Below are 25644 nucleotides of genomic sequence, written 5' to 3'. Positions count from 1 at the left end.
GTCGGGCTCATCCGCCGCGCGTCCCGTGCGGCCCGTGCGGCCCGTGCGTCCTGTGTGCTCCGTGTGCCGTGTGTGCCCCGTGCCGCCACGGGGTGAGCAGCCACTGCGCCGCGACGAACAGCAGGTCCGCGGTGACGGCCAGGGCAACGCAGAGCACGGACGCGGTCAGCACCTCGGCCCTGAACGTGCTGCCCAGCCCGTCGTAGATGAGGTCGCCGAGCCCGCCGTGCCCCATCCCGACCGCCGCCGCCCGCACCTCGGGCGGGACGGAGCCCAGCCCGGTGAGGAACCCGCGGAAGAGGATCACCAGGGTGTAGGCGACCAGGCCGATCAGCACACTCGTCCGGGACAGGCCGGTGAACGGCAGCAGGATGGCGAAGAACGCCAGCGACGGCACCGTGTACAGGGCGCTGGTGGCGCCGCTGATCCAGGCGGCCAGCGCCGGCCGGCGGCGGGCGGCCAGAACGAGCGGGGCGGCGATCAGCATGCCGTAGCCGACCGCGCTCACGGTGAGGCTGACGTGCTCGCGTAACGCGGCCATGATCTAGTCCGAGCGGGACGACACGTAGTCGCCACAGATCCACGCGTTGCGTTCCAGGCAGCCGTCCGCGAGGAGTGCCACCACTGCACGGTAGCCGTCCACCGGTAGAAAACCCGGGGGAGCGGGATGAGGTGCGGGAGCGGCGCTGTTTGCTCCGGTGACACGGTGGGGGCTGTGGGACGGAGCGCGTGTGGAGACGACGGCCCGACCGATGATCACCTTGGACGGGGTCGGCAAGCGCTACCCGGACGGCACGGTCGCCGTCGCGGACCTGTCCTTCGCGGTCGCCACCGGCGAGCTGATGTGCCTGGTAGGGCCGTCGGGGTGCGGCAAGACAACCGTCATTCGGATGATCAACCGTCTGGTGGAGCCGACGTCCGGGCGGATCACCGTCGACGGCGAGGACGTCGTCCGTTCGGACCCGGTGCGGCTGCGGCGGCGGATCGGCTACGTGATCCAGCAGGTCGGGCTGTTCCCGCACCAGACCGTCTTCGCCAACGTGGCGACGGTGCCGCGGCTGCTGGGCTGGAGCCGGTCGCGGACCCGGGAGCGGGTCCGGGCACTGCTCGAGCTGGTCGGGCTCGATCCCGGCACCGTATCGGTGCGTTATCCGCGGGAGCTGTCCGGCGGTCAGCAGCAGCGGGTCGGGGTCGCCCGGGCGCTCGCGGCCGACCCGCCCGTCCTGCTCATGGACGAGCCGTTCTCCGCGATCGACCCGATTGCCCGCGACCGGCTGCAGGTGGAGTTCCTCCGCCTGCAGCGGGAGATCCGCAAGACGGTCGTGTTCGTCACCCATGACCTGGCCGAGGCCGTCCGGCTGGGTGACCGGGTCGCGGTGCTCGGCCAGGGCGGCCGCCTGGAGCAGTTGGACACCCCGGCCCAGGTGCTGGGTGCCCCGGCCAGCCCGTTCGTCGCCGACTTCACCGGCGCGGACCGCATGCTGCTGCGCCTGTCCGTCACCCCGCTGCGCCGCGCCGACCTGACGGATCCGGCCGATCCGGCGGAGTGGGCCAACGCCCTGGCGGGGGTGGAGGTCGGTGCCTCGCTGCGGGAGGCGCTCGCGGTGATGCTCGCCACCGGGGACGGCAGAGTCGAGGTACGGGAGCGCGGCACGCCGGTCGGCGTGCTCACCCCATCCACCCTGCACGCCGCCCTGCGGCGTTCGCTGGCCGCCGATCAGGAGAACGGTTGAGGAGTCGGGCCGCCAGCCGGGGCCGGCGGGCTAGGCGGCGGGGCGGAGCAGCGCGCCGAGTACCGAGGTGAACATCCGCAGGCCGTCTGTGCCCGGACCGGTGAGCTCCTCGACGGCGTGCTCCGGATGTGGCATCAGGYCGACCACCCGCCGGTTCTCGCTGCACACTCCGGCGATGTCGTCCACCGAGCCGTTCGGGTTGCCACCCACGTAGCGGACGACCACCCTGTCCTGCGCGGCGAGCTGGGCCAGGGTCGCGGCGTCGGCGACGTAGCGGCCCTCGCCGTGCTTGACCGGGACGACGATCTCCTCGCCGGGGGAGTAAGCGCTGGTCCAGGCGGTGCTGGTGGTCGCGACCCGCAGCCGCTGGTCACGGCACACGAAGTGCAACCCCGCGTTGCGGGTCAGCGCGCCCGGCAGCAGCCCGGCCTCGCACAGCACCTGGAACCCGTTGCAGATCCCCAGGACGGGCAGGCCCGCGCGGGCCGCCTCGACGACGGCGCCGACGACCGGCGAGAACCGGGCGATCGCCCCGGCCCGCAGGTAGTCGCCGTAGGAGAAACCGCCGGGGAGGACGACCGCGTCCACCCCGGACAGCTCGTCGTCGCCGTGCCAGAGCGGCACCGGCTCGGCGCCGGCGAGGCGCACGGCCGCCGCGGCGTCCCGGTCGTCCAACGAACCCGGGAAGGTCACCACGCCGACTCGCGGGGCGCGTGCCGCGCCGCCGCCGCCGGCAGCTGCTCCCACCATCTGCCCACCACCGTCCTCGACCCGCCCGCCAGGCAGCCGCGGTGACGCACCGCGATGATCTGCCGTGGCGCGCGCCTGGTGCCGCGCGATCCGCGCCGCGGCCGGGGTCTCAACCTACCGGCAGCGTGCCTCCTCAGGCGCCGTCCGGGGCGGGGTCGCGGGGCTGGCCCGACCAGGGCCCACGGCTCGAGCGCACCTGGCCGAGCTGGGCGCCGGGGGCGCTCTCATCCCAGGTAAGCAATTTCTCAAGATGCACCCGGGTGCCCGGGTGTGGTCCGTCCACGGTGTGGAACTGCACGTGATCCATGAGCGTGCGCATCAGGAAGATCCCACGGCCCTGTTCCGGGACGGCGTCGGTGGGCACCTGTTCGAGCCACTGCTGGTCGGAATACGGCTGGTCGGGATTCGACTGGTCCTGCCGCGGCTGGCCGGGACTGGTGCGCGTTACCCAGGCACCGGTGCGTGAAACCGCCCCGTCCGGATTCGCGTCGCCGGGATTCGCCTCATCCGGGTCGACGCCGTTGTGAAACGCGACGTCGACATCCTCCCGGACAGGGATTCCGCTGCCGTCGAAGGCCGCCAGGGCGTCGAAGCCCCCGCCGTGGTCGACGACCTCGATCGCCGCGACCTGGTTGTCCACGCCGACCGACACCTCGTACTCGTCGTCCGCCGTGGCGTGGAGGAGCACGTTCGCACACGCTTCGGTCAATGCAAGCTCGACGTCGTCGATGCATTCTTGTGAAACGCCGAGAACCTTCAGTGCCTGTGTGCAAATACGGCGGACGATCGGAATGGAGATCTCATCACGGGGGAGCGACAGACTGAGTTTGATCTCCATATCGCTCGGTGTACCCCGCCTACCGGACATCAATCGGAGGCATTCCGCCGGCGCGACCCGGCCGGGCGTTCACGCGGGATCATCCGACCTCCTCGGCGATCACCCGACGGCCTCGGCGATCGCCCGGGCGAGTTCGGTGCCCGACCGCCAGGCGGACTCGACCCGGGGCTCGCCCCAGCCGTCGCCGGCCAGCCCCACCCGAGCCTGGCCGAGGAAGTAGGTCCGCTCCCGTGGTTGCTCGGGGCGAGCGAACGTCCAGCGTTGGACGTATGTCCAGGCCGGGTCGGTGGGGATGCCGAGGAGCCGGCGGAGGGCCGCGGTGAGGTCGCCGGCGGCCGCTCGCGGGTCCGTCAGCCGGCCGGCGGCGAACTCCGCGGTGGAGTGCGCCACCAGAACGGGCGCGTTGTCGCCGCGCCGGCGGCCGTCGTCGGCGATCCAGGCGAGGGTCGGGTCGCCGTGGACGAAGGCGCCGTCCAGTGGGGGCCACCCTCGGGCCTCCCAGCCCGCGAGCAGGGCGAGCGCCGGGGACCACCGCCGTCCGATGAGCTCCGTGCGCTCCGTGTCGAGATCGGGGTCGAGGTGGCGCAGGGCCTGCGGATCGGGCATCGCCAGGACGACGGCGTCCACCGGTTCGCCGTCCACCACCGGCCCCGGGCGCACCATGCTGATCGGGGACGACTGCGAGACCCGCAGGCCGCCGCGGGTGGCGAGGTCGGCGACCAGCGAGCGGATGCCGTGCGGGGCGGCGTACCGCAGCGGGCCCGGCACCGGCTCGGACAGCGTCGCCGACGGGCCGTCGATCACCGGGAAGCGGTGCGTCCAGGGGCGGACGAGACCACGGATGAGCCAATCGTCGACGACCTCGATGAACTCGGGGCTGCGCGCGGTGAAGTACGACGCCCCGGCGTCGACGATCCGGCCGTCGATCCAGCGCGAGGCCATCCGGCCGCCGATCACCCGGCCGCGGTCGCGCACCTCGACACCGATGCCCCGCGCCCGCAGCTCGCGCGCGCACGCGACACCCGCGATCCCGCCACCTGCAACGATGACCTTCGCCACCCGTCAACCGCCCTGTGTGGTTCGCCTGTGTGCCTCATATGGACGCTGGTCGTCCGGTCCGGCGATCCGCGTTGGAGGGCCTGTGCCTCCATCGTGCCCTCACCGGGCCGGCCCGAGACCTCGCAACCACCTCCACGCATGCTGATCGAAGGGAAAACTCCCAGGTCGGAGAGGGTTAACTCGGAGGAGTAGGGGTTGAACCCCCATATTGGTCACCTAAAGCGACCAGTTGAATACCTGGATTGACGCCGTTCGGGTGGAACGTCAGCGCAGCGGGCCTGTCTGCGTGAACGCGTCGGCACGCACACGGAATGTCGCCGGTGATGGCTGCTGGGTGGGAGTCGCGCGCACCGGCGGCGCATGTCGAACGTGACACCGGCCGTGCATGCCCTAGCCTTACCGCACGAATAACCGTCGGCGATCCTCGCCGCCGGCCGCGCCGGCGCTCGCGCCGACACACGCACCAGCACACACGCACCAGGCGCAAGCGCCAGGTGCAGGCAAACGCACCAGGCAAACGTACCGACATCGTCATCGACCCGCCCCGCACGGCGCTCGGCGCCTCGGGCCCGACCCCGGAGGCTCGCGATCGCCCGCCGAACGACACCCAGCCGTCCCGGATCCGCCACCGCCACCGCTCTCGCTGACGTACCGGCGGTCGGCCCCCGCCAGCCCTGCCCGTGCGGCTCCGGCCGCCGGTACAAGGCCTGCCATGGGGAGCGCCGCCGGGCGGCCCCGGTGCTGCGCCCGTTCGCGGGCCGCGCGGACGAGCCGGACCTGGTCGCGCTGCGCGAGTTCGTCCCCAGCGCGACCGCGCCCCTGACCCTGTCGGCGGAGCACCTGGCCGCCCATCCCGGCCACGCGGACCGGCGGATCATCCTGGGCACGCTGCTGCCGCAGGCCGCGCCCGCGGTGGTCCGTGACGACGGCGAGATCCTGCTGGCGATGCAGACCCTCGTCGGCGGTCTCGACGCCTCGGCGGACGTCGCCGGCGCGCTGATCGCCGCGCTCGAGGCGAAGCCCGGCACGGTGGTGGACGGCGGGCCGGTGTCCGCGCCGCAGGCGGTGGAGCGGCTGCCCGGGGGCCTGGCGGACCTGCCCCGCCTCGCCGACCTGCTCGACCCGGCGCCGCTCGAGATCACCGTGCATCCCGGGTTCACCTGGTGGGTGCCGTCGTCGGAGGACGCCGAGCCGAGCGCCGACGTCGTGGCGACCCTGGACCGCGCGAACGCGACGGTCGTGCCGACGACCCGGTTGGCCTCCGTCCCGGCCGCCTACTGGTGCAGCCCCGGCGACCGGCTGCACCTGCGCTGGGTGCTGCCGCTCGACGCCGACCGGACGGAGGAGGCCCTCCTCGACGCCCTCGCCCGTCTCGCCGCCGCCGGCAGCCTCAGCGTCGGCGAGGGCTCGCGGTTCGTCGGGTCGTTCCGCGCCGACGGTCTTGTGGTCCCGGTGTGGGATCTCGCGCCGGGCGCCGACGCCGACTCCTGCGAGAAGCCCGCGGCCCAGCTGTGGACGGCGCTGCGTGAGACCCTCGACGATCAGCGGGAACTGACCGCGCAGGAGCGGCGGGTCCGCGCCGGCGTGGTCGGGCGCACGCTCACCCTCCGATAGGACGGCCGTGCCACCGGAGCCACCATCGCCGGTCTTTGACGTGGTCGTGCTGGGTGCCGGGCCGGCCGGCACGAGCGCGGCGCGCGCGGCCGCCGAGGCCGGCGCCCGGGTGTGCGTGCTCGAGCGGATGGCCGTGCCGCGGTACAAGACCTGCGGCGGCGGCCTGGTCGGCCTGTCCGTCGACCACGCCGGGATCGATCTCGCTCCACTCGTCCGGTCGCGGGTGGACGCGCTCACGATGACCCTCGACGGCCGGCACCCGGTCACCCGGCGCAGCAAGGACGGCCGTCCGCTGCTGTCGATGGTGATGCGCTCGGAGCTGGACGCGGCGCTGCTCGACTCGGCGAAGGCGGCCGGTGCGGAGGTCCGCACCGGTGTGCACGTGACCGGGCTGCGCGAGGAGGGCACGGCCGAGCCCGGGCGTGGTGAGGTGGTCGTCCAGGTGCGGTCCGGGCCGGCGGTGCGGGCGCGGGTGGTGGTCGGCGCCGACGGCACCTCGGGCCGGGCCGGCACGCACGTCGGCGTCACCTGCGACCAGGTGGACGTCGGCCTCGAGGGCGAGTTCGAGGTGCCCGCCCCGGTGGCCGGCGAGTGGTCCGGCCGGATGCTGCTCGACTGGGGCCCGGTGCCCGGATCGTACGGGTGGGTCTTCCCGAAGGGCGACATGCTCACGGTCGGGGTCATCGGCGCCCGGGAGCACGGGCCCGCACTGCGCCGCTACTACGACGTGCTCGTCGAGCGGCTCGGCCTCACCGCCGCCCCCCGGCTGCACGACTCCGGCCACCTGACGCGGGTGCGGGCCGCCGGCTCACCGCTGCGGCGCGGCCGGGTGCTTCTCGCCGGCGACGCGGCGGGCCTGCTCGACCCGTGGACCAGGGAAGGGATCTCCTTCGCGCTGCGCTCCGGCCGGCTCGCGGGCATCAGCGCCGCCGCCGGCGCGGCCGGTGACCCGACGGCCCTCGACCGGTACCCGGCCCGGATCGAGGGCGTGTTCGGGCCGGAGATCGCCGCGGGCAGGTCGGTGCTGGCGGTGTTCACCCGCCGTCCGGCGCTCATGCACACGATGATGACCCGGGTACCGGGCACGTTCGGGCTGTTCGGCCGGATCATCGAGGGCCGCTCCACGATCGCCCGCCAGCTGCGCCGGCCCGGCATGGCCGCCGCCATCGCCGCGCTGGGCCGCTGACGCCCGGCAGGGCGTCCCACGCGGTGCCCGTCACGACGGCGACGGGCCTGACCGGCGGCTCTCACGGTGGCCCACCCGGCGGCGCTCCGGACGGCTCCCGGGTGGCCCGCCACCGGGCGGGTCAGCCGAAGCGCTCGGCCACCGCTCCGGCGATCTCCTCGTAGGCCCGGCGGGTCTCCCGCCGGAGCTCGTCGAGGACGATGTGCCCGCCGCTGGCGAGATGCGGGTCGAACGGCACCCGGACGACCTGGCGGGTCCGTGACGCGAAGTGGTCCTCGAGCGCGTCGACGTCCACCGTCTCACCCTGCTGGGGGAACATCGAGATCACGGTCACGGCTTCGCTGACGTGGTCGTTGTAGCCGTGCGCGTCGAGCCAGTCCAGGGTGCCGCTGGCGCTCGCGCCGCCGTCCGCGCTCGCGTTGCTCACGATCACCAGCGTGTCGGCGAGCTCCAGCACCCCGTGCATCGCGCTGTGCAGCATGCCGGTGCCGCAGTCGGTCAGCAGGATCGAGTAATGCCGCTGCAGCAGGTCGTCGACCGCCCGGTAGTCCTCGTCGGCGAAGGCGTCCGAGATCTCCGGATCGCTGGCGGAGGCGAGCACCTCCAGCCGTGACGCCGACTGCGACAGGTACCGGCGGACGTCCACGTAACGGTGCAGCTGATCGGCGTCGGCGAGCAGATCGCGGACGGTGTGCCGGGTCGTCCGCTCGACCCGGACGCCGAGCGTCCCCCGATCGGGGTTCGCGTCGATCGCCACGACCCGGTCGCCGCGCAGGCTGGCCAGGGTGGACCCGAGCGAGACCGTCGTCGTGGTCTTGCCGACGCCGCCCTTGAGGGACAGCACCGCGATGCGGTGGCAGTCGTCGAGGGGGGTGCGGATCCGGGCGAGCAGACGCCGGTAGCGGGCCTCGTCCGGGGACGGGCCGGGATTGAGCGCGCCGGCCGACACCTGGTAGACCAGTCGCCGCCAGCCACGGGACGCGGTGTCCGGCGACGCCGGCAACAGGGCGGCGGGGGGCAGCCCCGTGCCGGACCGGGGGTCGTCGTAGCGCGGGTCACCGCGCGGCCCGTACTCGTCGGGTGGCCAGGTCTGCTCCCGCGGCCAGGACCTGTCGTGGACGTCGTCCGCGTCGACCCGGTCACCAGGCATCGGGTCATGGCGCACCTCGATGCCATGCATCTCGGGAGCGTGCATCTCGGCAGCGTGCATTTCGGCACTGCGCACGTCGACGCCGCGCATTCCGGCGCTGTTGATCCCGGAGCCGTGGATCTCGGAACCGGGCATCCCGGCACCGTAGGCCGGGCCGCTGTGGAACCCGTGGCCCCAGCCGCGGCCGGCTTGGTCCGGGGCGTCGTCGTGGTACAGCCCGGGGCCGGTGCCCGCCGGGCCGGGCGGCGGGGCCGGCGGGGCCGGCGGGGCCGACTGCGGGCGCGCCGGCGGCAGCGCGGGTGGCCCCACCGGATCGCGCAACCAGGACGCGACCCGGCCGGAGGTGTGCGGGTCGGTTCGCGGGATCGGCGAGGCCCCGGTGGCGCCCGGCGGCGGGGGCGGAGCCGGGTAGAGCGTGGACGGTCGGTACTCCCCGGTCGTCTCGACCGGGGTGGGGCCGGGTCGGGAAGCGGTGCCGGGGGCCGGGGGAAACCGGTCGTGGATCGGGTCGAACGTCCGGGTGGCCACGCCGTCGATCACGTGGCCCGGCCGGGGCGGCTGCTCCGCCGGGGGCGGTGGAGGAGTCGGGTCGCGGAAGGCCGGGCGGATCGACGGCCAGGTGTCGATCCCCGGCGCCGGCGGCCCGGGGAGCGACCCGAGCGGCAGTCCTCCCGTGGGGGGTGGGAGCGACATGGCCTCGGTCGCCGGCCCGAGCGACATGGCCTCTGTGGGCGCGGGTGAGGGCCGCATGGCCTCGGTGGGCGGTGGCACGGGCGGCATGGGCGCCGCCGGGCGGTCGCCACGGGCCTGCTGCCATGATTCGGGGCGCTCCCGGCCGTACGACGGCGCGGGAGCGGCGTCGTCCCGCCAGGGATCGACGGGCACCGCCGCGGGCGGCGGCGGGTCGCCGGCCCAGATCTGTCGCCCGGGATCGACGGCGGGCGGCGAGCCCGGTGTCTGGTGCTGGCGCTGTGCCCACGGCGGCGGATCGTTGAAGCCTTCCGGGCCTCCGACCTCGATGGCGTCGTCCGGACCACCAACGGACCACCCCTGCGGCCGGGCGTCACGCGAGTGGTTGCCGTACGGCGATCTGTGCCGGGCCGCTCCGTCGTGCGGTCCGCCGTCGTACGGCCCGCTGCCGGGCGGCGGTGAGTGGATCGCCGACACGTCGTAGGACGAGGCTCCTCCGTAGGAGACGGCCGCGTCCTGCCGGTGAGCGCTCTGCCGGTGAGCGTCGTGTGGGTGGGCGTCGTGTCGGTGAGCGTCCTGCGGGCCGGTCACCTCGACAACGGACATGCCGTCCCGAGGCGACGGGCGGTCCCCGCCACCGATGTCGTCGGTCCTGTTCATGATCGAGTACTCATGATCCCGCCTGAGATGAACGGCCGCCGTGCGGCGAAATCACACGGTCGACCCTGCCCCGGCACACTGTCCAGCCCGGCTCCTCCGTTCGGGCCGTCAACGACGAGAGTCGGTCCAGGATGACATGAGTCGGAGGGTCGTGACGGCACGGCCTGTCACGGTCGCGTTCGGGAGCCGGCAGTGCGTCGGCATTTGCGAAGGGCCTCGCCGTTGGTGGCCGCGTCGTCGGGCCGGCGGTGTGTGCAGGAGTCCTGGGGCCCTGGAGGCGATAGATATGCACGCCGGCCAGGTCCCTGCGCACGGTGCCGAGCTACCGCGGCGGTTGAGTGACAGCCAGGACTCACCCAGCCGCCACGCATCGTCGGATGGCGGTATCCCGCCTACCCAGGGCCGCGCCCGCCTGGTCCGGGTCCGGGCCGCGTCGCGGGCTGCCGACGGCCCTGGGCCCCGGCACCGGCCCGGCGGCTCGGCTCGGCACCGGGGCGAGAGGAACAGGCGAGAGTGGTCGTGGCGCCGAGTCGGTTCCGACTCGGTACTAGGCCCGGCGGGCGACCCTGGCGGCGAACAGGCCCGCGCCGAACCCGTTGTCGATGTTGCACACCGCGATGCCTGGTGCGCAGGAGGTGAGCATTCCCAGCAGGGCCGCGAGCCCGCCGAAGCTCGCGCCGTACCCGACGCTGGTCGGCACGGCCACCAGGGGTACGCCGACCAGCCCGCCGATCACGCTCGGCAGGGCGCCCTCCATTCCGGCGATCACGACCAGGCAGTCGGCGCTGTCCAGGACCGGCCGCGCGGCCAGGACGCGGTGCAGGCCGGCGACACCGACGTCGCGGACCATCTCCACACCCGCGCCGGCGGCCTCCGCCGTCATGGCGGCCTCCTCGGCGACGGGTGCGTCCGAGGTGCCGGCGGCGACGATCACGACCCGGCCGCAGGGCTCCGGCAGCGGGCCGACGACCACCGTCGCCGGCCGCTCGTCGCCCGAGGCCGAGGAGCTGACCCGCGCGTCGGGCCAGCGTTCGCGCAGCGCCGCCACGGTGGCCGCTCCGGCCCGGGTGACCAGCGTGGGCGTCCCGACTCCCGAGGCCCGGCGGAGCGTCTCGACGATGCCGACCGTCTCCGCCGCGGTCTTGCCCGCGCCGTAGACCACCTCAGGATCACCGGTGCGGATCCCGCGGTGGGTGTCCACGCGCGCGTAGCCGAGGTCGGCGAAACCCGAGCCGTCGCCGCCGAGCGGCCCCGCGATCAGCGCCGCGGCGGCATCCTCGGGATCGACCTGGCCGCTCGACACGGCCTTCAGCAGCGTCCGGAGGCGTTCGGAGTCCATGGGCCGATGCTGCCAGGGCAACGGCGGGCAGCGGTCCGCCGCCGGGGGCGGACCGCTGCGGGTGACGGTCGGCCGCGGGCGGCCGCGCCGTGTTGCCGCTTCCGAGGCCCTCCACCAGCGCCGGCACCGGCGTTGACGTCAGCGATAAGGGGTCCAGACCGTCTGGTCGGAGCCCGAGCGGAGGCTGCCCACCCTGACCGCGAACTGGGCCGCGGCCGTCGGGCTGCTGGCGAGGATCGGGACGACGCTCGTCACCAGCTTCAGCTCGCGCACGGAGCGCAGCACCCCGAACCCCTCCCAGGCGGTGACGTCGAATCCGTAGGCGCGGGCCAGCTCGAGCTGCGGCGTGGGCGGGCGGCCGAAGCGCAGCGCGCCCACCGCCACCGGGACAAGATCCCACTCCGCCGGCCCCTGGCAGGTCGCGTCGAAGTCGCAGATCACGACCTCGCCCGTCGCCGACCGGATGAGGTTGCCCAGGTGCGCGTCCCCGTGGACGACGGTGCGCGGCAACGCGTACCGCACGGTCGAGAGCGCCTCGTCCACCCGCAGCGCGAGGTTCTCCAGGAACCGCCGGTCGTCGACGCCGAGCCCCTCGGCGTCGGAGAGTCGCCGCCGGACGTCGTCGAGCGGGTCCCACACCGGCAGCGGCGGATCGGGCGGTGGCAGGGCGTGCAGCCGGCGCAGGATGGCCGCCAGATCCCGGGCGCCAGCGGCTCCACCGGCCCCGCCGGGAGCCGCGGGCGTGCCGGTGGGAGGGGCCGCGTCGACCCAGACGGTGGCGACGTGCCCGTCCACGGTGATCGGGGCGGACAGGCCGGGGAACAGCCGGACCGCCGGCATCTCGTGCTCGGCGAGCCAGCGCGCGACCCGCACGACCTTCTCGACCCGGTGGTTCATCGCGGTGGAGCTGGCGATGCGCACGACCGCCGCCTCGCGGGGCAGTCGGTACACCGCGTTCACGGTCAGCTTGATCGGCTCGGCGTCGCGGTCGTCCAGGCCGACGCTCGAACAGATGCGACCGAGCGCGCGCCGCGACCGCTGCGCGCTGAAGCGCCCGGCGACACCTGGTTCGGGATCCACGGATCGGCCTCCGAGCGCGGGCCGGCCACGCCCGGCACCAGTACTAGAGATCCAGTGTCGGTGCCGGGACGGCGCCGGGATCAGGGCGCTGGCCCGATGCCGAGCGCTGCCATTCCCGCACGAGTGCGGCCAGCTCCCTGACCTGGCGCACCTCGCCGTGCGGGGTGGTGGCGGCGAGCAGTTGGTCGGCCCGGCTGGAGACCGAGGCGACCGTGCGCCCCCAGGAGATGCCGATCGCGTCGGTCGCGAGCTCGCAGACGCCGTCGAGCTCGAGCCGGCCCTGGCGGGCCATCGCCAGGGCGAGGTCGAACCGGATCACCGACCGGAAGCCGGGCGCGTTCATCGCGTCCAGCTTCGGCAGCGCCAGCTCGGCGTGCTCCTGGGCGGCACGCGGCCGGCCGAGCAGGCAGAGCGCGGTGGTCGCGTTGTAGGAGACCTCGACCGGGTGGAACGTGTCGAAGCTGGGTCCAGGCCGGCCCCAGCGGTCCGCCGGGATGGCGTCGGCCAGGTCATAGGCGTGGTCGAGGCTGCCGGCCGCGCCGCGGACGTCCCCCATCGCCGCCAGCGCGCGGGCCTCCTGGCACACCAGCCGGGCCCGGACGGGGCCGGAGCCCACGTGCCGCAGGCCGTCCCGGGCGAGGCGCAGGGCCTCGCCGGGACGCCCGCCGTAGAACTCGTTGACGGCCCCGACCTCGCGTGCGGAGCCGCACAGCGGGCCGTCGCCGGCCTCGAGGCCGGCCGCGTAGCCGTCGGCGGTGAGCTGGCGGGCGGAGGCGACGTCGCCCTGCTTGAAGGCCGCGTCGGCGCCGAGCACCGCGACCCGGCCGGCGAGCACGAGCAGCCGGCGGGAGTCCTCCGTCGCCATGGACCGGCGGCCGAGCCGCTCCAGGCCGCGCCGGAGCCGGGCCGTGCGCGCGCGCACGTGGGCGGGGGGGACCACCTCGTGGGTGTTGACCAGCTCGCCCAGCGCCTCGTTCGCGCGCTCGAGGGCGAGCTGTACCGGGCTGGCCGCGAGCACGTCCGCCACCTCCATGATCTGGCTCTGGGCGAGCAGCGCGCCCACGACGGCGGCCCCCGCGCACCGGTGGAACTGCCTGCGGTCAGCGGTGGCCCCCGCCACCTCGCGCTCGTCCGCGGAGCGGATCTCCTCCGCGGGCGAGGCCTCGCCCGCGTCCGCGGACCAGGCCTCGCCCGCAGAGCGGATATCGCCAGCTGGGGCGGGGGTTGGGGGCGGCGGGGCGGCCGCGCGGAGGCGCCCGGGGAGCTCTGGGTGCTCGGTCGTGTCCTCCGGCACCTGCCGGCGCGGGGGCTCGGCCGGGTAGTCCTCGGGCCGGTCGTCCGGGGGAGTGCGGGCCGGGGGGATGAAGATCTCGTCGAATGCCGGCGCTGCCAGCGGTGGGAGTCCGTCCGACTGCGGCATGCCCTGATCCCTCCTGTGCGTCACGATGGGCGTTCGTGACCTTGCACTGTCAAGCTAGTGACAGCAAACCGACCGCGGCGAGGCATCGATGCAAGGGCACCGGACGGACCACGGTGATCGTGCTCGTCGTCCTGGGTGCGGGGCCGCGATCAACCGGGGCCGGGTGGCCGGCGGGCTGGTGCTCATCACGTGCGAACGCCGATGCTCGTGCGGATGGCCGTCCAACGATTGCGTCGTGCGGATGACATCGCCGGACGGCGGGTGCGGTTGTCGGGTGCACATGCCGATGCTACGGCGCTTGCGTGTCAGAAAGTGACGACCTTGCGTCACAGACATGTGGCTTGGTCGGTTTGTGTGAGGAATGTCCGAAACATGGGAGTTTGTGGGGTGAGTTGGGCTGGCCCGCCGTGGAAGCTTCCGGCGAAGGATCTACTCTGGAGATCGGCCCACGCACGATGTTCTTTCCCTTGTGGGGCATCTATAACGTTTTATCTTCGTCCGTGATCGGTCTGTCGGTCGGTCGCTGGGTCGGGTCGGTCGGAGCCCACTGGGCGCCCCGGCCGCTCGCGCGTGTCCAGGAGTGACGAAGCTCCCGTTTTCTGAGTGTGGGTGGGACGCATGGCGATCGGTCGTCTCCGGACGGACCCGCGCGCCGCGCCGGCGGCCGTCGGCGCGGCGACTTCGCGTGGTCCGGTGGCCTCGCGCGGGCGGGCAGGCTCGGTGGCACCGGCCGAGCGGCCTGCCAGGCCGTTCGTGCCGTCCAGGACCCCCGCGATGCCACTCGGAGTCGCCGTGTCGCCGCTCATCGTGGCGTCGGGGCGTGCCGACGGGCCGATGATGCCGTCCGCGTCGGCGGTGGTCCCGTTCGGGGGAGCCGGCTCGGTAGCCTCATCCTCGTGGTCGAAGTGTCCGCGAGGTGGCCCCGAGGTGTGCCGGCGTGCCCGTCCGGTGTCTCCGGCCACCCGGAAACGAGAACCCGTCGCGTGGCGGGCGCGCCGGGGTGGCTGCGCGTCCGGGGGCCCCGTGACCGCTGATCCGGCGAGTGTCGCGGGTGGCGATGCGCTGGTCGCGCCGAAGCGCGTGCTGCCCCCGGAGGACGTCGAGCTGGCCCGCGAGCTTGAGGAGGTCGCACACCGCGCCTGGCCGCCGCTGCGCGAGCGGACCCACGGCGGGTGGGTGCTGCGGGAGTCTGCGGGCTCCTCCCGCCGGGGTAACTCGGTGTGGGCCCGCGGCGACGTCCCCGACCTGGCCGCGGCGCTGCGCGCGGTCCACTCCTTCTACACGGCGGCCGGCCTGCCGCCGACGTTCCAGATCACCCCGGTGGTCCGGCCCGCCGGCCTGCTCGACGCGCTGGACGCCGCGGGTTACGACGACGGCGGCCCGACCGACGTCTGCGTCGCTCCCCTGGCCGCCCTGCGCGCGCCCCGACCGGACGCCGCGGAGCACCGCCCCGGGCCGGCGGGCGGGCCGGGCACCGACCGCCGCGTCGAGTCCGCCGCCGCCGACCTGCCCGACGAGCGCTGGCTCGCGGTGGCGGGGGACGTCCTGGCCACGTTCGCCGGCCAGCGCGTCGGCACGCTCGCGGTGGTTCGCGCGATGGAGCTGCCCCAGCGCTACGTGACGGTCTTCGTCGACGGCCGTCCGGTCGGCGTCGGGCGCGGGGTCCTGGACGGCAGCTGGCTCGGGATCTACAGCATGGCCACCCTCCCGGCCGCCCGTGGCGTGGGCGTCGCCGGCCGCACGCTCGCCGAGCTCGCGCACTGGGCCGGGGCGCGGGGGGCCGAGCGCGCCTACCTCCAGGTCGAGCGGCACAGCGTGGTGGCGCGCGGGCTCTACGCCCGACGCGGGTTCCGTCCCGTCTACGGGTACAGCTACCGGCGACTGCCGGCACCGTCCGGGCTCCAGCGCAGCGCCGTGGCGCCCCGCGCGGCGACGGAGAACGTGGCATCGGAAAACGTGGCATCGGCGTGGCCTGCGGCCGGCCGAGCCGGCGGCGGGACGGCCAGCCGATGACCGGACCCCATGACAACCTGTTCGCCCCGGACGCCCCGACCCGGGTGATGGGCGTCGTCAACGTCACACCGGACTCGTTCTCCGACGGCGGCGCCTACCCGGATCCGCACGACGCCGTCCGGGCCGCGCAGCTCATGATCGAGCAGGGTGCGGACGTCATCGACGTCGGCGGCGAGTCGACCCGTCCCGGAGCGCCGCGCGTGGTGGCCAGCGAGGAGCTGCGCCGGGTGCTCCCGGTGGTGGCCCAGCTCGCCTCGGCCGGCGTCCCGGTGAGCGTGGACACGAGCCGCGCCTCGGTCGCCTCCGCGGCCGTGGACGCCGGCGCCCTGCTGGTCAACGACGTCTCCTGCGGCCGGAACGCGGAGCTGCTGCACATCGTCGCCGACCGCGGCGTCCACTACGTGCTGATGCACTCCCGCGGGTCCAGCACGGACATGGCCGCCCACGCGGTCTACAACGATGTGGTGACCGACGTGGTGGGCGAGCTCGCCGCCCGGCTGGACGTCGTCCTGGCGGCCGGCGTGGCGGAGGACAAGGTGATCATCGACCCGGGCATCGGGTTCGCGAAGACGCCGGCGCACAACTGGGCGCTGCTGGCGAACCTCGGCGCCGTCGCCTCCCTCGGCCGGCCGCTGCTCGTCGGCACCTCGCGCAAGTCGTTCCTCGGCGCGGCGGTGAGCGGCCCGGGCGAGCTGCCCCGCCCGCCGGACGAGCGCGACGACGCCACCCAGGCCACGACCGCTCTGCTGGCGGACGCCGGGGTCTGGGCGGTGCGGGTGCACGCGGTCCGCCCCGCGGTGGACGCCGTCCGCGTGGTGCGGGCCTGGCAGCAGGCCGCCCGCGCCTCCGGCGCCGGCCGGCCCCGCGCGGCCGTGTCCGGTAGCGCCCCCGCGGCTGGACCATCCCGATGACCGCTCCGACCGGCGGTGTCCCGGCGGGCGGTGCAGCGGCAGACGCGGCCCGGCTCGACCGGATCGCCCTGACCGGCCTGCGCGTGCACGGCCGGCACGGGGTGCTGCCCGCGGAACGGGAGCTCGGGCAGTTCTTCGTCGTCGACGCCACCCTCTGGCTGGACACCGGCCCGGCGGCGGCCACCGACGACCTCACCCTCACCGTGCACTACGGCGAGCTGGCGCAGGCCCTCGCCGACATCGTCGCCGGCGAGCCCGTCGAGCTGATCGAGACCCTGGCGCACCGGCTGGTCCGGGCCTGCCTGGCGGCCGACCCGCGGGTGGCCGCCGCCGAGGTGACCGTGCACAAGCCCGCCGCCCCGATCACCGTCGCGTTCACGGACGTCGCCGTGACGGTGGCCCGCTCCCGGGACGCCGCCGTGACCACGGGCCCTTCCCGGGAGGTGGCCGCGACGCGCTCCCGGGACGTCGCCATGGCCGCCGGGCCGTCCGCCGCGGGCGCGGGTGCGGATGCGGGGCACGCGGTGGTCGCCATCGGTTCCAACATCGGCGACCGGCTCGCCCACCTGCGGGGCGCCGTCCGCGACCTGGACGCCAGGCTGGGCGTGCTCGCCGTCTCCGCCGTGTACGAGACCGAGCCGGTCGGCGGCCCCGAGCAGGACGACTACCTCAACGCGGTCGTCCTGGTCGGCGCCGCGCCGCCGCACGACCTGCTCGCCGCGGCCCGCGCCGCCGAGCGGACCGCCGCGCGCGAGCGCACCATCCGCTGGGGCCCCCGCACGCTGGACGTCGACATCATCGCCTGCGGCGACACCCTCAGCGACGATCCGGAGATCCTGCTGCCGCACCCACGGGCGCACGAACGCCTGTTCGTCTGCGTCCCCTGGCTGGACGTCGAACCGGACGCGATGCTGCCCGGTCACGGCCGGGTGGCGGAGCTGGTCGCGCGCCTCTCAGCGGTGCCGGGAGCGGCCGCGCTCCGGCGCACCCCGCACGGGCTCGGTCGGTGAGACCGACCCACATCCGTGATCTCCTCGCGATCGCGGTGGCGGTGGGGGCGCTCGTCTACGCGCTGTTGTGGTGGAGCTACCAGTCGCTCCCGCAGCTGCCGGCGACGGCGTCCGTCTCGGTACTGCTGGTCGGGCTGATCGAGCTGCAGACCGCGTCGCTGACCCGCCGCCGCCTCGCCGGCCGGCCGGGCACCCGCCCGATCCTGCCGCTGACCGTCGCCCGCCTCGCGGCGCTCGCCAAGGCGACGTCGGTCGTCGCCGCGGTGCTGGCCGGCGGGTGGACGGCCCTGCTCGCCTACACCGCCCCGCGGACCGACGAGTTCGGCACGGCGGGCGGGGACGCGCTGGCCGCCGGCCTGGGCTTGGGCGCGACGGTGGTCCTGCTGGCTGGTGGGCTCGTCCTCGAGCGCGTCTGCCGAATCCGCGACCACTGAGCGGACAACTCACTTCGGCGGTGACCCTGCCGGGTTCCGTCGCCGGTTTCGCCGGCCGTAACTCGCTGTTGCCTGGGCGCTTGTCCATTGCGTGATTGGCCGGGCTACTCTGGGATGAGGGTGCTCGGATCTACCTCGACCAACGGCGTGCGTAGCTCGACTTGCCCAGGGTGCGGCAGAACCTGTCCTGAGTGTCATGGTTGTGGATGTCGCCGTCATCGTCGGTCTCGTCGTCGTGGCTACGTTGTCGGGTTCGCGTGGTGGGCGTGGCACGGCCGAGGTTGAACGGATCGACCAGGTCGGGGGGCGTCTGACGGGAAGGTGCGGGCGTGGTCGCTCAAGGCCGGGGTTCTCCCGCCGAGCCCGGTGCGGGCCGGGCTGGTGCAGGTGGCGGCACGGACCACGTCCCCTTCGAGGACGATCCGCGGCCTGGGGCGGGCCGTTCCGGGGGGGCTGTCAGTAATCCCACGCAGTCGGTCGGGGTGGGCCGTCCGCGGCAGGCCGGCGCCCGCCTGGTGACCTTCGGGAACCTGCGCACCGGCGGCCCGCGAACAGACCCGGGCGCGGCACCCCCGCCCGTTCCGCCGCAACCGGCCGCCCCGAGCTCTTCCCGCTTCTCGCCGGACGGCTTCCCGCCGGGTTACGGCCCACCGGCTGATGGCCCGCCAAGCCACGGTCCGGTCGGTTATGGTCCGCCGGTTTACGGCTCTCCGGGAGCCGGTCGTACCGGCGGCGATCCGTCCGGATTCGACCCCGCGGACATGGTGACCGCGCCGGCTACGGACGGCCCGGTAAGGTCGGCCCCCGCCGGCCCGCGCTCCGTCAGGCCGCAGCCCCCCGGGCCCCGGCGTGACCGGACGCCGCCGCCCTTCTCGTCCGGGATGGACGACGACGAGCTCACGACGCGGCCGTCGGTGGGCCGGCCGCCGGGCCCCGCGAGGCCGTCCGGGCTGGAGCACGCGAGAGCGGCTGGACCAGCGCCCGTGAGAGCGGCTGGGCCGGGGCCCGTGAGAGCGGCCGGGCCGGCGCCGCGGAGGGCGGCCGGGCTGGAGCCCGTTAGCACCACGGGCTACCAGGAGCGGGTCGCCGACCATCTCCCCGACGGGTACTCCGTACCGGGCGCGGGGTACCGCGGGGTGCCGGACGAGGGCTACCGCCGGCCGGGTGAGCTGCACGAGCTGCCCCGTCGGTTCGACCACGACCCCGACGAGGCGGACGTGCCCGCCCCCCGGCGCCGCCGGAACCCCGTGCTGACGCTGGTCAAGATTGCCCTGGTCGGCGCGATGATCGTCATCGGTGTCTCGGTGGGCCGTGTGCTGGCGCTGCCCGGCGATCAGGGCAGCCTGTCCCGCATGGCGGACTGGGCCCGCGACAACCACCTCTCGGTCGTCGTGGACCAGGTCGACCGCCTCCGGTGACCGATCCGCGAACGGACCCCCTCGATCCAACCGACAGTGCCGCTGAGCTGTGGGAAACCGTCGGCACGCCAGGCTCCGGGCAGGCGGCCTCCGGGCAGGTCCGCGCTTACACCCCGTCCGGCGAGGCGGCTACCGTCATCAGGATGTCCCCGTCGACAGGCCGGGTCCCGGGCCCGCCCGGAACGCTCGCCCACTGGCTGCGCGCCCTGCCGGACGACACCCTGGTCCGGCTGTTCAGACTCCGGCCCGATCTCGCCACCCCGCCCCCGCCGGACTTCGACATCCTCGCGGCGCGGCTGGAGATCCGCGGCAGCGTGAGCCGGGCGCTGGAGCGGCTGGACACCTTCACCCTCGAGGTCGTCCAGGCGCTGACGCTGCTGCCGAGCCCGGTCTCCGTGGCCGAGCTGACCGCCTTCTGCGGCGGGCTCGACCTGCGTGCCGCCCTCGAGAGCCTGCGGGAGCGACTCGTCGTCTGGGGCCCGGACGAGGCGTTGCGCCTGGTCGGCGTCGCCTTCGACCTGCTGGGTGAGCGTCCGCTCGGGTTGGGGCGGCCGGTGCGGGCGTGCCTGGCCGGCTACCGGCAGGCGCAGCTCGTCCGGCTGGCGGCGGCCGTGGGGCTGCCCGACGCGGTGTCCGACGGGTTGTCCGCCAGCTCGGGTGGCCTCGGCGACTCGGACGACTCCGATCTCGATCTCGACTCCGAATTCCACCTTGGTGCCGGCAGCCATCCCGTCCGGCGCGAGAGCATGATCGAGATGGTGTCGGCCGCCTTCGCGGACCCCCACCGCGTCGCCGCCCTGCTCGACGGGTGCTCGGCGCGGGCGCGGCGGCTGGCCGAACGGCTCGCTGCCGGCCCGGCGCTGGGTGCCACCAGCGACGCCGAACGTCTGCTGAGTGTGTCCTCCGCCCGCAGCCCCGTCGAGGAGCTGCTGGCCCGCGGGCTGCTCATCGGCATCGAGCCGGGCACCGTCGAGCTGCCCAGGGAGGTCGGCCTGGTGCTGCGCGGCGCCGACCAGGCCGGGCCGCTGCATCCCGAGCCGCCTGAGGTCACCGGCCGCGAGGTGGGGGCGGGCGCCGTCGACCCGGCCGCCGCGCTGGCCGCCGACGCGCTGGTCCGCGCGGTCACCACGCTGCTCACCGCCTGGGGGAGCACCCCGGTCACCCCGCTGCGCACCGGCGGGCTCAGCGTGCGCGACCTCAAGAACAGCGCCCGGCTGATGGACGTCCCCGAGACCGAGGCGGCCGTCGTCATCGAGGCGGCGGCCGCGGCCGGGCTGGTCGACCTGACACCCGGCACCGACGTCCAGTTCGTGCCGACCAACGTCTACGACCGGTGGTGCACCGAGACGGTGGCCATGCGGTGGGCCGTCCTCGCCGAAGGGTGGCTGCGCTCGCCGTCGGCGGCCTGGCTGGTCGGCGGGCGCGACGAGCGCGGCCGGCAGATCGCCGCGATGTCCCTCGACGCCCGCCGTCCCGGCGCCCCGGACCTGCGCGCCGATGTGCTGCGCGCCGTCGCCGCCGCGGCGGAGGGCGTCGCGCCCACCCCCGAGTCGGTGCGCGCCCGCCTGGCCTGGCGTTCCCCGCGCCGGACGGGCCCGCTGCTCGACGGGATGATCGGCGGGACGCTCACCGAGGCCGAGGTGGTCGGGTTCACCGGGCGTGGCGCGCCCAGCACCCTCGGGCGGCTCGTCGCGCGCCGGCTCGCCGCCGCCGAGGCCGACGACCCGGGGCGTGGCTCCGGGAGGTCCCCGGCGGCCGACGAGGGGTTGTGTCGCCTGCTCGCCGACGCGATGGCCCCGCTGCTGCCCGAACCCGTCGAGGAACTGCTCATCCAGACCGACCTGACGGCCGTCGCCCCCGGCCCGCTCGTGCCGCGGGTCGCCGCCGAACTGTCCCGGATGGCCGACATCGAGTCCGCGGGCGCGGCCACCGTGTACCGCTTCACCGAGAGCTCGCTGCGGCGCGCGATGGACGCCGGCAGCTCCGCCGACGACCTCCACGACCTGCTGGGCCACCTCGCCCGTGGCGGCGTCCCGCAGTCGCTGACCTACCTGATCGACGACACGGCCCGCCGGCACGGACGGCTGCGGTCCGGGCCGGCCGCCTCCTACCTGCGCTGCGACGACACCGCGCTGCTCACCGAGGTCGTCGCGTCCCGGCGCACCCAGGCCCTCGCGATGCGCCGGGTGGCCCCGACGATCGTCATCTCCTCCCTGCCGGTGTCCGACCTGCTGGAAGGACTGCGCGCGGCCGGTTTCGCCCCGGTGGCGGAGGCCCCGGACGGGCGCATTGTGCTGGCCCGCCCGGAGGCGTACCGCACCCCCGCCCGCGCCCGCCCGCCCGCCGCGGAGTCCGTCCCGACCAGGTCGAACCAGCTGCGCGACGTCGTCCGTCTGGTGCGCCGGGGCGACGACAGCACCCGCGCCGCGCGGGCGGCTCAGGACGCCGCGGGGGCGCAGCTCGGGCTCGCACGCTCCGCCCCGGTGATCCTGGTGATGCTGCAGGGCGCGGTCCGGGACCGCCGGCGCGTCCTGCTCGGCTATGTCAACCAGCAGGGGACTCCCAGCGACCGGGTCGTGCGCCCGACGCTGCTGGAGGGCGGTTGGCTCACCGCGTGGGACGAGCGCAGCGAGGCTCCCCGCCGCTTCGCCCTGCACCGGGTGACCGGGGTGGCCGACATCGACGACGCGTTCGGCGGCCCGCCGGTGCCCGACGTCGGCGACTGGGTGGTTCCGCCGGCGGCCGACGACCTGCCCGGCCCGCGCTGACCGGTCGGGTCGTACCCGTACGCTGGTGGCGGGCCCGTGGTGACTGCGCGGCGGGCTGGCGGAGGGTACCTGCCGCCGCCGGTTGTATCGACGGGTGCCGGTCGTACCGACGGGCGCGGTGGCGCGGAACACGCGGAAGGCGGTGGCGGCTTGCCGGATGGTCCCCTGATCGTCCAGTCGGACAAGACCCTCCTGCTGGAGGTCGATCACCCGCTCGCCCCGGAGGCACGGGCGTCGATCGCGCCGTTCGCGGAGCTGGAGCGCTCGCCCGAGCACGTGCACACCTACCGGGTGACGCCGCTCGCGCTGTGGAACGCCCGCGCGGCCGGGCACGACGCCGAGCAGGTCGTCGACGCCCTCGTCCGCTACTCGAGGTACGCCGTCCCGAACGCGCTGCTGGTCGACGTCGCCGACACGATGGACCGTTACGGGCGCCTCCGGCTGGAGAACGACCCCGTGCACGGCCTGGTGATGCGCGCGCTGGACAGGGCCGTCCTCACCGAGGTGACCAGGTCCAAGCGGGTCGCCCCGATGCTCGGCGCCCGGGTCGACGACGACACCGTGATCGTGCACCCGTCCGAGCGCGGCCGGCTCAAGCAGGCGCTGCTCAAGGTCGGCTGGCCCGCCGAGGATCTCGCCGGCTACGTCGACGGCGAGAAGCACGAGATCGTGCTGCGCGAGGAGGGGTGGTCCCTGCGGGACTACCAGAAGGGCGCGGTGGCCGGCTTCTGGGAGGGCGGCTCCGGTGTCGTGGTCCTTCCCAGCGGCGCGGGCAAGACGGTCGTCGGCGCCGCGGCGATGGCCCGCGCCGGCGCGACCACGCTGATCCTGGTCACCAACACCGTCGCCGGTCGGCAGTGGCGCACCGAGCTGCTGCGGCGGACCACGCTGACCGAGGACGAGATCGGCGAGTACTCCGGCGAGCGTAAGGAGATCCGTCCCGTCACCATCGCCACGTACCAGGTGATGACGGCCCGCCGGAAGGGCGAGTACCTGCACCTGGAGCTGTTCGGCGCGCGTGACTGGGGCCTGATCGTCTATGACGAGGTCCACCTGCTGCCCGCCCCGGTCTTCCGGATGACGGCGGACATCCAGTCCCGCCGTCGCCTGGGGCTGACCGCCACGCTCATCCGCGAGGACGGCCGCGAGGGGGACGTGTTCTCCCTCATCGGGCCGAAGCGCTACGACGCTCCGTGGCGCGATATCGAGGCCCAGGGCTGGATCGCGCCGGCGGAGTGCACGGAGGTCCGGGTCACCCTCACCGACGACGAGCGGATGACCTACGCCGTCGCCGAGCCGGAGGAGCGGTACAAGGTCTGCTCCACCGCGCACAGCAAGAACCTGGTCGTGCGCCGGCTCGTCGAGCGCCACGCCGACGACCGGGTGCTGGTCATCGGCGCCTACCTGGACCAGCTCGACGAGCTGGGGCGCCTGCTCGACGCGCCGGTGATCCAGGGCTCCACTCGCAACAAGGAACGCGAGCGGCTCTTCGAGGCCTTCCGGACCGGCGAGATCACGACGCTGGTCGTGTCGAAGGTCGCCAACGTCTCCATCGACCTGCCGGAGGCCGGGGTGGCCATCCAGGTCAGCGGCACCTTCGGTTCCCRCCAGGAGGAGGCCCAGCGCCTCGGCCGGGTGCTGCGGCCCAAGGCGGACGGCCGCTCCGCGCACTTCTACACCGTGGTCTCCCGGGACACCCTCGACCAGGAGTACGCCGCGCACCGTCAGCGCTTCCTGGCCGAGCAGGGCTACGCCTACACCATCGTCGACGCCGACGACGTGGCCTGACCCACGTCGGCCGACCGACGTGGCCTGACGGCCGGGATGGTCAGTCGTCGGGCGGGTCGATGAGCTCGGCCGGGGTCACCGTCACCGGGAACGGCCGCAGGACGCTGAGCTCCTCGTCGCCGCACACGATGCCAGCCGGCACGTAGTCGCGGCCGACCAGCTCGAACGCCTCGATCGTCGCCGAATCCGGGTCGACGAGCCAGCACACGGGGACCCCGTGCTCCCGGTACACGTCGAGCTTCAGCGTGCGGTCGTAGCGGCGGGTGCTGGCGTCGGCGACCTCGACCACGCCGAACGGCGTCTCGGTGATCCGCCGCCGGTCGGGGTCGCCGACCGCGACCACGGCCACGTCCGGCACGAGCAGGCACCGGGGCGACAGCTCGACCTGGACGCCGGTGAACACCTGTGCGCCCGAGGTCGCCGCCTGGGCGAGCAGCGCCCGCAGCCGATCGGTGACCCGGGCCCGCAGCGGAGTCGGCCAGGGGCGGGTGACACACAGCCCGTCGAGCACCTCGACACGCGCGTCCTCCAGGGCCGTCGCGTCGAGATCCGCGACGGACACCGGTGGGGCCGGCAGCGTAAGGGTCGGGCGGTGGGATCGCAGTGGGGTGGGAGCCTGAACCACAGTGCTCATCGTGCCTGTTGCTCCGTCCGCTGTCGAAGGTGTGGGTGTCGACCCGCCGATGACGCACGTCGGCGCGCCGGGGCGCAGCCGTCCGGTTGTCGTCTGCCAGTGCTCCCCCGATGATCCTCCGTGGACGGACTTGCGGCCGCGCGGCGAGGTTGGGACGCCCACGGATTGTCCGGGTCGTCCGGGCCGGGCGCTTCGGACCGCCGAGCACCCGATGGTGCTTGCCGCACTGGCTCCTTCGGTGTGGGAGAAACGGTCCGATAACGGGGCCTAAGTCCAGAAAGGTCGATTTCATACCCGTGATCTATGTCCTGGTGAAGCGCCGACCTCTTGTTGATCTAATTACTCCCTGGTAACTTCACGTCCAGTCGATCAGGGCTGGCTCATCCGGCCCGGGACCGACCGGGGCGACTCTTTGCGGTATCCCTTCTCCGGCCGCCTGGGAGCGGCTGGAGGGAGATTCCGTGGGGGACGCCTCGCACCGCGGGAACTGACCGCGCCGGCTCCGTCCCCAATCGGCGCATCCCGCGGGCGGTCACCCGCCGCCGTGGCACCTCCCACCCGGCGGCTGGGTGACCGACTACCACGCCCCCCGGACCACCACGCCCCCGGACCACCGTCCCCGCTCGAGCTTCCGGGCTGCCGGCGGAAGAGGCCCCGGGCTGCCCGGAAACGCCGAAGGGCGGCCCCGGCCATGGCCGGAACCGCCCTTCTGTGCTCGCCAGAGAGCGTGGGGGAGAGGACTCAGAAGTCCATCTCGCCGCCGCCGCCCGGCATGGCCGGGGCCTTGTCCTTCTCCGGCTTGTCCGCGATGACGGCCTCGGTGGTGAGGAAGAGGCCGGCGATCGACGCGGCGTTCTGCAGCGCCGAGCGGGTGACCTTCGCCGGGTCGATGATCCCGGTGGCGACCATGTCGACGTACTCGCCGGTCGCCGCGTTCAGGCCGTGCCCGGTCGGGAGGTTGCGCACCTTCTCGACCACGACGCCGCCCTCGAGACCGCTGTTGAACGCGATCTGCTTGATCGGCGCCTCCAGGGCGAGACGGACGATGTTCGCACCGGTGGCCTCGTCGCCGGAGAGGTCGAGCTTCTCGAAGGCGCTGGTCGCGGCCTGCAGGAGCGCGACGCCACCGCCGGCGACGATGCCCTCCTC

The 25644-nt window shown here is 74.5% G+C and carries 20 protein-coding genes; 10 read left to right on the top strand and 10 right to left on the bottom strand.

Annotated elements, in window-relative coordinates; translation table 11 throughout:
- Positions 1-7: 7 nt before the first annotated feature.
- Complete coding sequence (locus BBK14_RS17735) at positions 8-541, bottom strand: ABC transporter permease (RefSeq protein WP_071063947.1); 534 nt, start codon at positions 539-541, stop codon at positions 8-10.
- Between the two features lie 190 nt (positions 542-731).
- Here BBK14_RS17735 and BBK14_RS17730 point away from each other — a divergent pair, with 190 nt between their 5' ends.
- A complete protein-coding gene (locus tag BBK14_RS17730) occupies positions 732-1733 on the top strand; it encodes an ABC transporter ATP-binding protein (RefSeq protein WP_112109380.1) in 1002 nt (333 codons plus the stop codon).
- A 30-nt stretch (positions 1734-1763) separates the two neighbouring features.
- Here the strand turns inward: BBK14_RS17730 and purQ are convergent, their stop codons facing one another.
- The 3 genes from purQ to BBK14_RS17715 all read right to left on the bottom strand — a co-directional run bounded on the left by purQ (position 1764) and on the right by BBK14_RS17715 (position 4380).
- Complete coding sequence (gene purQ, locus BBK14_RS17725; protein ID WP_071063945.1) at positions 1764-2483, bottom strand: phosphoribosylformylglycinamidine synthase subunit PurQ; 720 nt, start codon at positions 2481-2483, stop codon at positions 1764-1766.
- A gap of 133 nt (positions 2484-2616) precedes the next feature.
- A complete protein-coding gene (locus BBK14_RS17720) occupies positions 2617-3321 on the bottom strand; it encodes an ATP-binding protein (RefSeq protein WP_071063943.1) in 705 nt (234 codons plus the stop codon).
- 99 nt (positions 3322-3420) lie between these two features.
- A complete protein-coding gene (locus tag BBK14_RS17715; protein ID WP_071063941.1) occupies positions 3421-4380 on the bottom strand; it encodes an NAD(P)/FAD-dependent oxidoreductase in 960 nt (319 codons plus the stop codon).
- A gap of 588 nt (positions 4381-4968) precedes the next feature.
- Here BBK14_RS17715 and BBK14_RS17710 point away from each other — a divergent pair.
- Together BBK14_RS17710 and BBK14_RS17705 are read left to right on the top strand one after the other, a co-directional pair.
- Complete coding sequence (locus BBK14_RS17710) at positions 4969-5994, top strand: DUF5926 family protein (protein WP_071063939.1); 1026 nt, start codon at positions 4969-4971, stop codon at positions 5992-5994.
- A 7-nt stretch (positions 5995-6001) separates the two neighbouring features.
- Complete coding sequence (locus BBK14_RS17705) at positions 6002-7180, top strand: geranylgeranyl reductase family protein (protein WP_071063937.1); 1179 nt, start codon at positions 6002-6004, stop codon at positions 7178-7180.
- A 121-nt stretch (positions 7181-7301) separates the two neighbouring features.
- Here BBK14_RS17705 and BBK14_RS41350 read toward each other — a convergent pair whose 3' ends face one another.
- The 4 genes from BBK14_RS41350 to BBK14_RS17685 all read right to left on the bottom strand — a co-directional run bounded on the left by BBK14_RS41350 (position 7302) and on the right by BBK14_RS17685 (position 13519).
- On the bottom strand, positions 7302-9680 hold the full coding sequence (locus tag BBK14_RS41350) for a nucleotide-binding protein (protein WP_275078498.1): 2379 nt from the start codon (positions 9678-9680) through the stop codon (positions 7302-7304).
- A 547-nt stretch (positions 9681-10227) separates the two neighbouring features.
- Positions 10228-11019 (bottom strand): nickel pincer cofactor biosynthesis protein LarB, encoded by a 792-nt coding sequence (larB, locus tag BBK14_RS17695; RefSeq protein WP_071063935.1) that lies wholly within the window; start codon positions 11017-11019, stop codon positions 10228-10230.
- Positions 11020-11157: 138 nt separating this feature from the next.
- Positions 11158-12099: an aminoglycoside phosphotransferase family protein gene (locus BBK14_RS17690; RefSeq protein ID WP_071063933.1), complete on the bottom strand. Its 942-nt coding sequence runs from the start codon at positions 12097-12099 to the stop codon at positions 11158-11160.
- Positions 12100-12142: 43 nt separating this feature from the next.
- A complete protein-coding gene (locus BBK14_RS17685; protein WP_071063931.1) occupies positions 12143-13519 on the bottom strand; it encodes an NsdA family TPR-like regulatory protein in 1377 nt (458 codons plus the stop codon).
- Positions 13520-14542: 1023 nt separating this feature from the next.
- Between BBK14_RS17685 and BBK14_RS17680 the strand changes: the two genes are divergently transcribed.
- The 7 genes from BBK14_RS17680 to BBK14_RS17650 all read left to right on the top strand — a co-directional run bounded on the left by BBK14_RS17680 (position 14543) and on the right by BBK14_RS17650 (position 23861).
- On the top strand, positions 14543-15532 hold the full coding sequence (locus tag BBK14_RS17680; RefSeq protein ID WP_071064017.1) for a GNAT family N-acetyltransferase: 990 nt from the start codon (positions 14543-14545) through the stop codon (positions 15530-15532).
- The gene (gene folP, locus BBK14_RS17675) at positions 15529-16443 is read left to right on the top strand and encodes a dihydropteroate synthase (protein WP_071064015.1); all 915 of its coding nucleotides are present in this window, start codon (positions 15529-15531) and stop codon (positions 16441-16443) included. Before BBK14_RS17680 ends, folP begins: the two co-directional genes overlap by 4 nt.
- Entirely contained in the window at positions 16440-17453 is a 1014-nt protein-coding gene (gene folK / locus BBK14_RS17670; RefSeq protein ID WP_071063929.1) for a 2-amino-4-hydroxy-6-hydroxymethyldihydropteridine diphosphokinase, read from the top strand. Before folP ends, folK begins: the two co-directional genes overlap by 4 nt.
- A complete protein-coding gene (locus tag BBK14_RS17665) occupies positions 17450-17887 on the top strand; it encodes a DUF3180 domain-containing protein (protein WP_071063927.1) in 438 nt (145 codons plus the stop codon). Before folK ends, BBK14_RS17665 begins: the two co-directional genes overlap by 4 nt.
- A 1007-nt stretch (positions 17888-18894) precedes the next feature.
- Complete coding sequence (locus BBK14_RS17660) at positions 18895-19305, top strand: hypothetical protein (RefSeq protein ID WP_071063926.1); 411 nt, start codon at positions 18895-18897, stop codon at positions 19303-19305.
- Positions 19306-19448: 143 nt separating this feature from the next.
- Positions 19449-22073 carry a helicase C-terminal domain-containing protein gene (locus BBK14_RS17655; RefSeq protein WP_071064013.1) on the top strand — a complete coding sequence of 875 codons (2625 nt, stop codon included), beginning with the start codon at positions 19449-19451 and terminating at the stop codon, positions 22071-22073.
- 150 nt (positions 22074-22223) lie between these two features.
- Positions 22224-23861: a DNA repair helicase XPB gene (locus tag BBK14_RS17650; protein WP_071063925.1), complete on the top strand. Its 1638-nt coding sequence runs from the start codon at positions 22224-22226 to the stop codon at positions 23859-23861.
- A gap of 40 nt (positions 23862-23901) precedes the next feature.
- On the opposite strand, the gene BBK14_RS17645 is transcribed toward BBK14_RS17650, so the two are convergent.
- Together BBK14_RS17645 and BBK14_RS17640 are read right to left on the bottom strand one after the other, a co-directional pair.
- Complete coding sequence (locus tag BBK14_RS17645; RefSeq protein ID WP_012157618.1) at positions 23902-24495, bottom strand: Uma2 family endonuclease; 594 nt, start codon at positions 24493-24495, stop codon at positions 23902-23904.
- Positions 24496-25236: 741 nt separating this feature from the next.
- Positions 25237-25644, bottom strand: a 408-nt coding sequence (locus BBK14_RS17640; RefSeq protein WP_275078497.1) for a TCP-1/cpn60 chaperonin family protein, incomplete at its 5' end; no start/stop codon positions are given.

It is taken from the genome of Parafrankia soli, from assembly GCF_001854695.1.
GTDB lineage: Bacteria > Actinomycetota > Actinomycetes > Frankiales > Frankiaceae > Parafrankia > Parafrankia soli.
The sequence above is the reverse complement of the archived record's forward strand: the minus strand, read 5'-3'. Positions and strand labels throughout refer to the sequence as shown.

Coding starts and splice junctions, on each gene's coding strand:
- BBK14_RS17735 (WP_071063947.1), bottom strand. CDS start 541: ATGGCCGCGTTACGCGAGCACGTCAGCCTCACCGTGAGCGCGGTCGGC.
- BBK14_RS17720 (WP_071063943.1), bottom strand. CDS start 3,321: ATGGAGATCAAACTCAGTCTGTCGCTCCCCCGTGATGAGATCTCCATT.
- BBK14_RS41350 (WP_275078498.1), bottom strand. CDS start 9,680: ATGAACAGGACCGACGACATCGGTGGCGGGGACCGCCCGTCGCCTCGG.
- larB (WP_071063935.1), bottom strand. CDS start 11,019: ATGGACTCCGAACGCCTCCGGACGCTGCTGAAGGCCGTGTCGAGCGGC.
- BBK14_RS17685 (WP_071063931.1), bottom strand. CDS start 13,519: ATGCCGCAGTCGGACGGACTCCCACCGCTGGCAGCGCCGGCATTCGAC.
- folP (WP_071064015.1), top strand. CDS start 15,529: ATGACCGGACCCCATGACAACCTGTTCGCCCCGGACGCCCCGACCCGG.
- folK (WP_071063929.1), top strand. CDS start 16,440: ATGACCGCTCCGACCGGCGGTGTCCCGGCGGGCGGTGCAGCGGCAGAC.
- BBK14_RS17655 (WP_071064013.1), top strand. CDS start 19,449: ATGTCCCCGTCGACAGGCCGGGTCCCGGGCCCGCCCGGAACGCTCGCC.
- BBK14_RS17645 (WP_012157618.1), bottom strand. CDS start 24,495: ATGAGCACTGTGGTTCAGGCTCCCACCCCACTGCGATCCCACCGCCCG.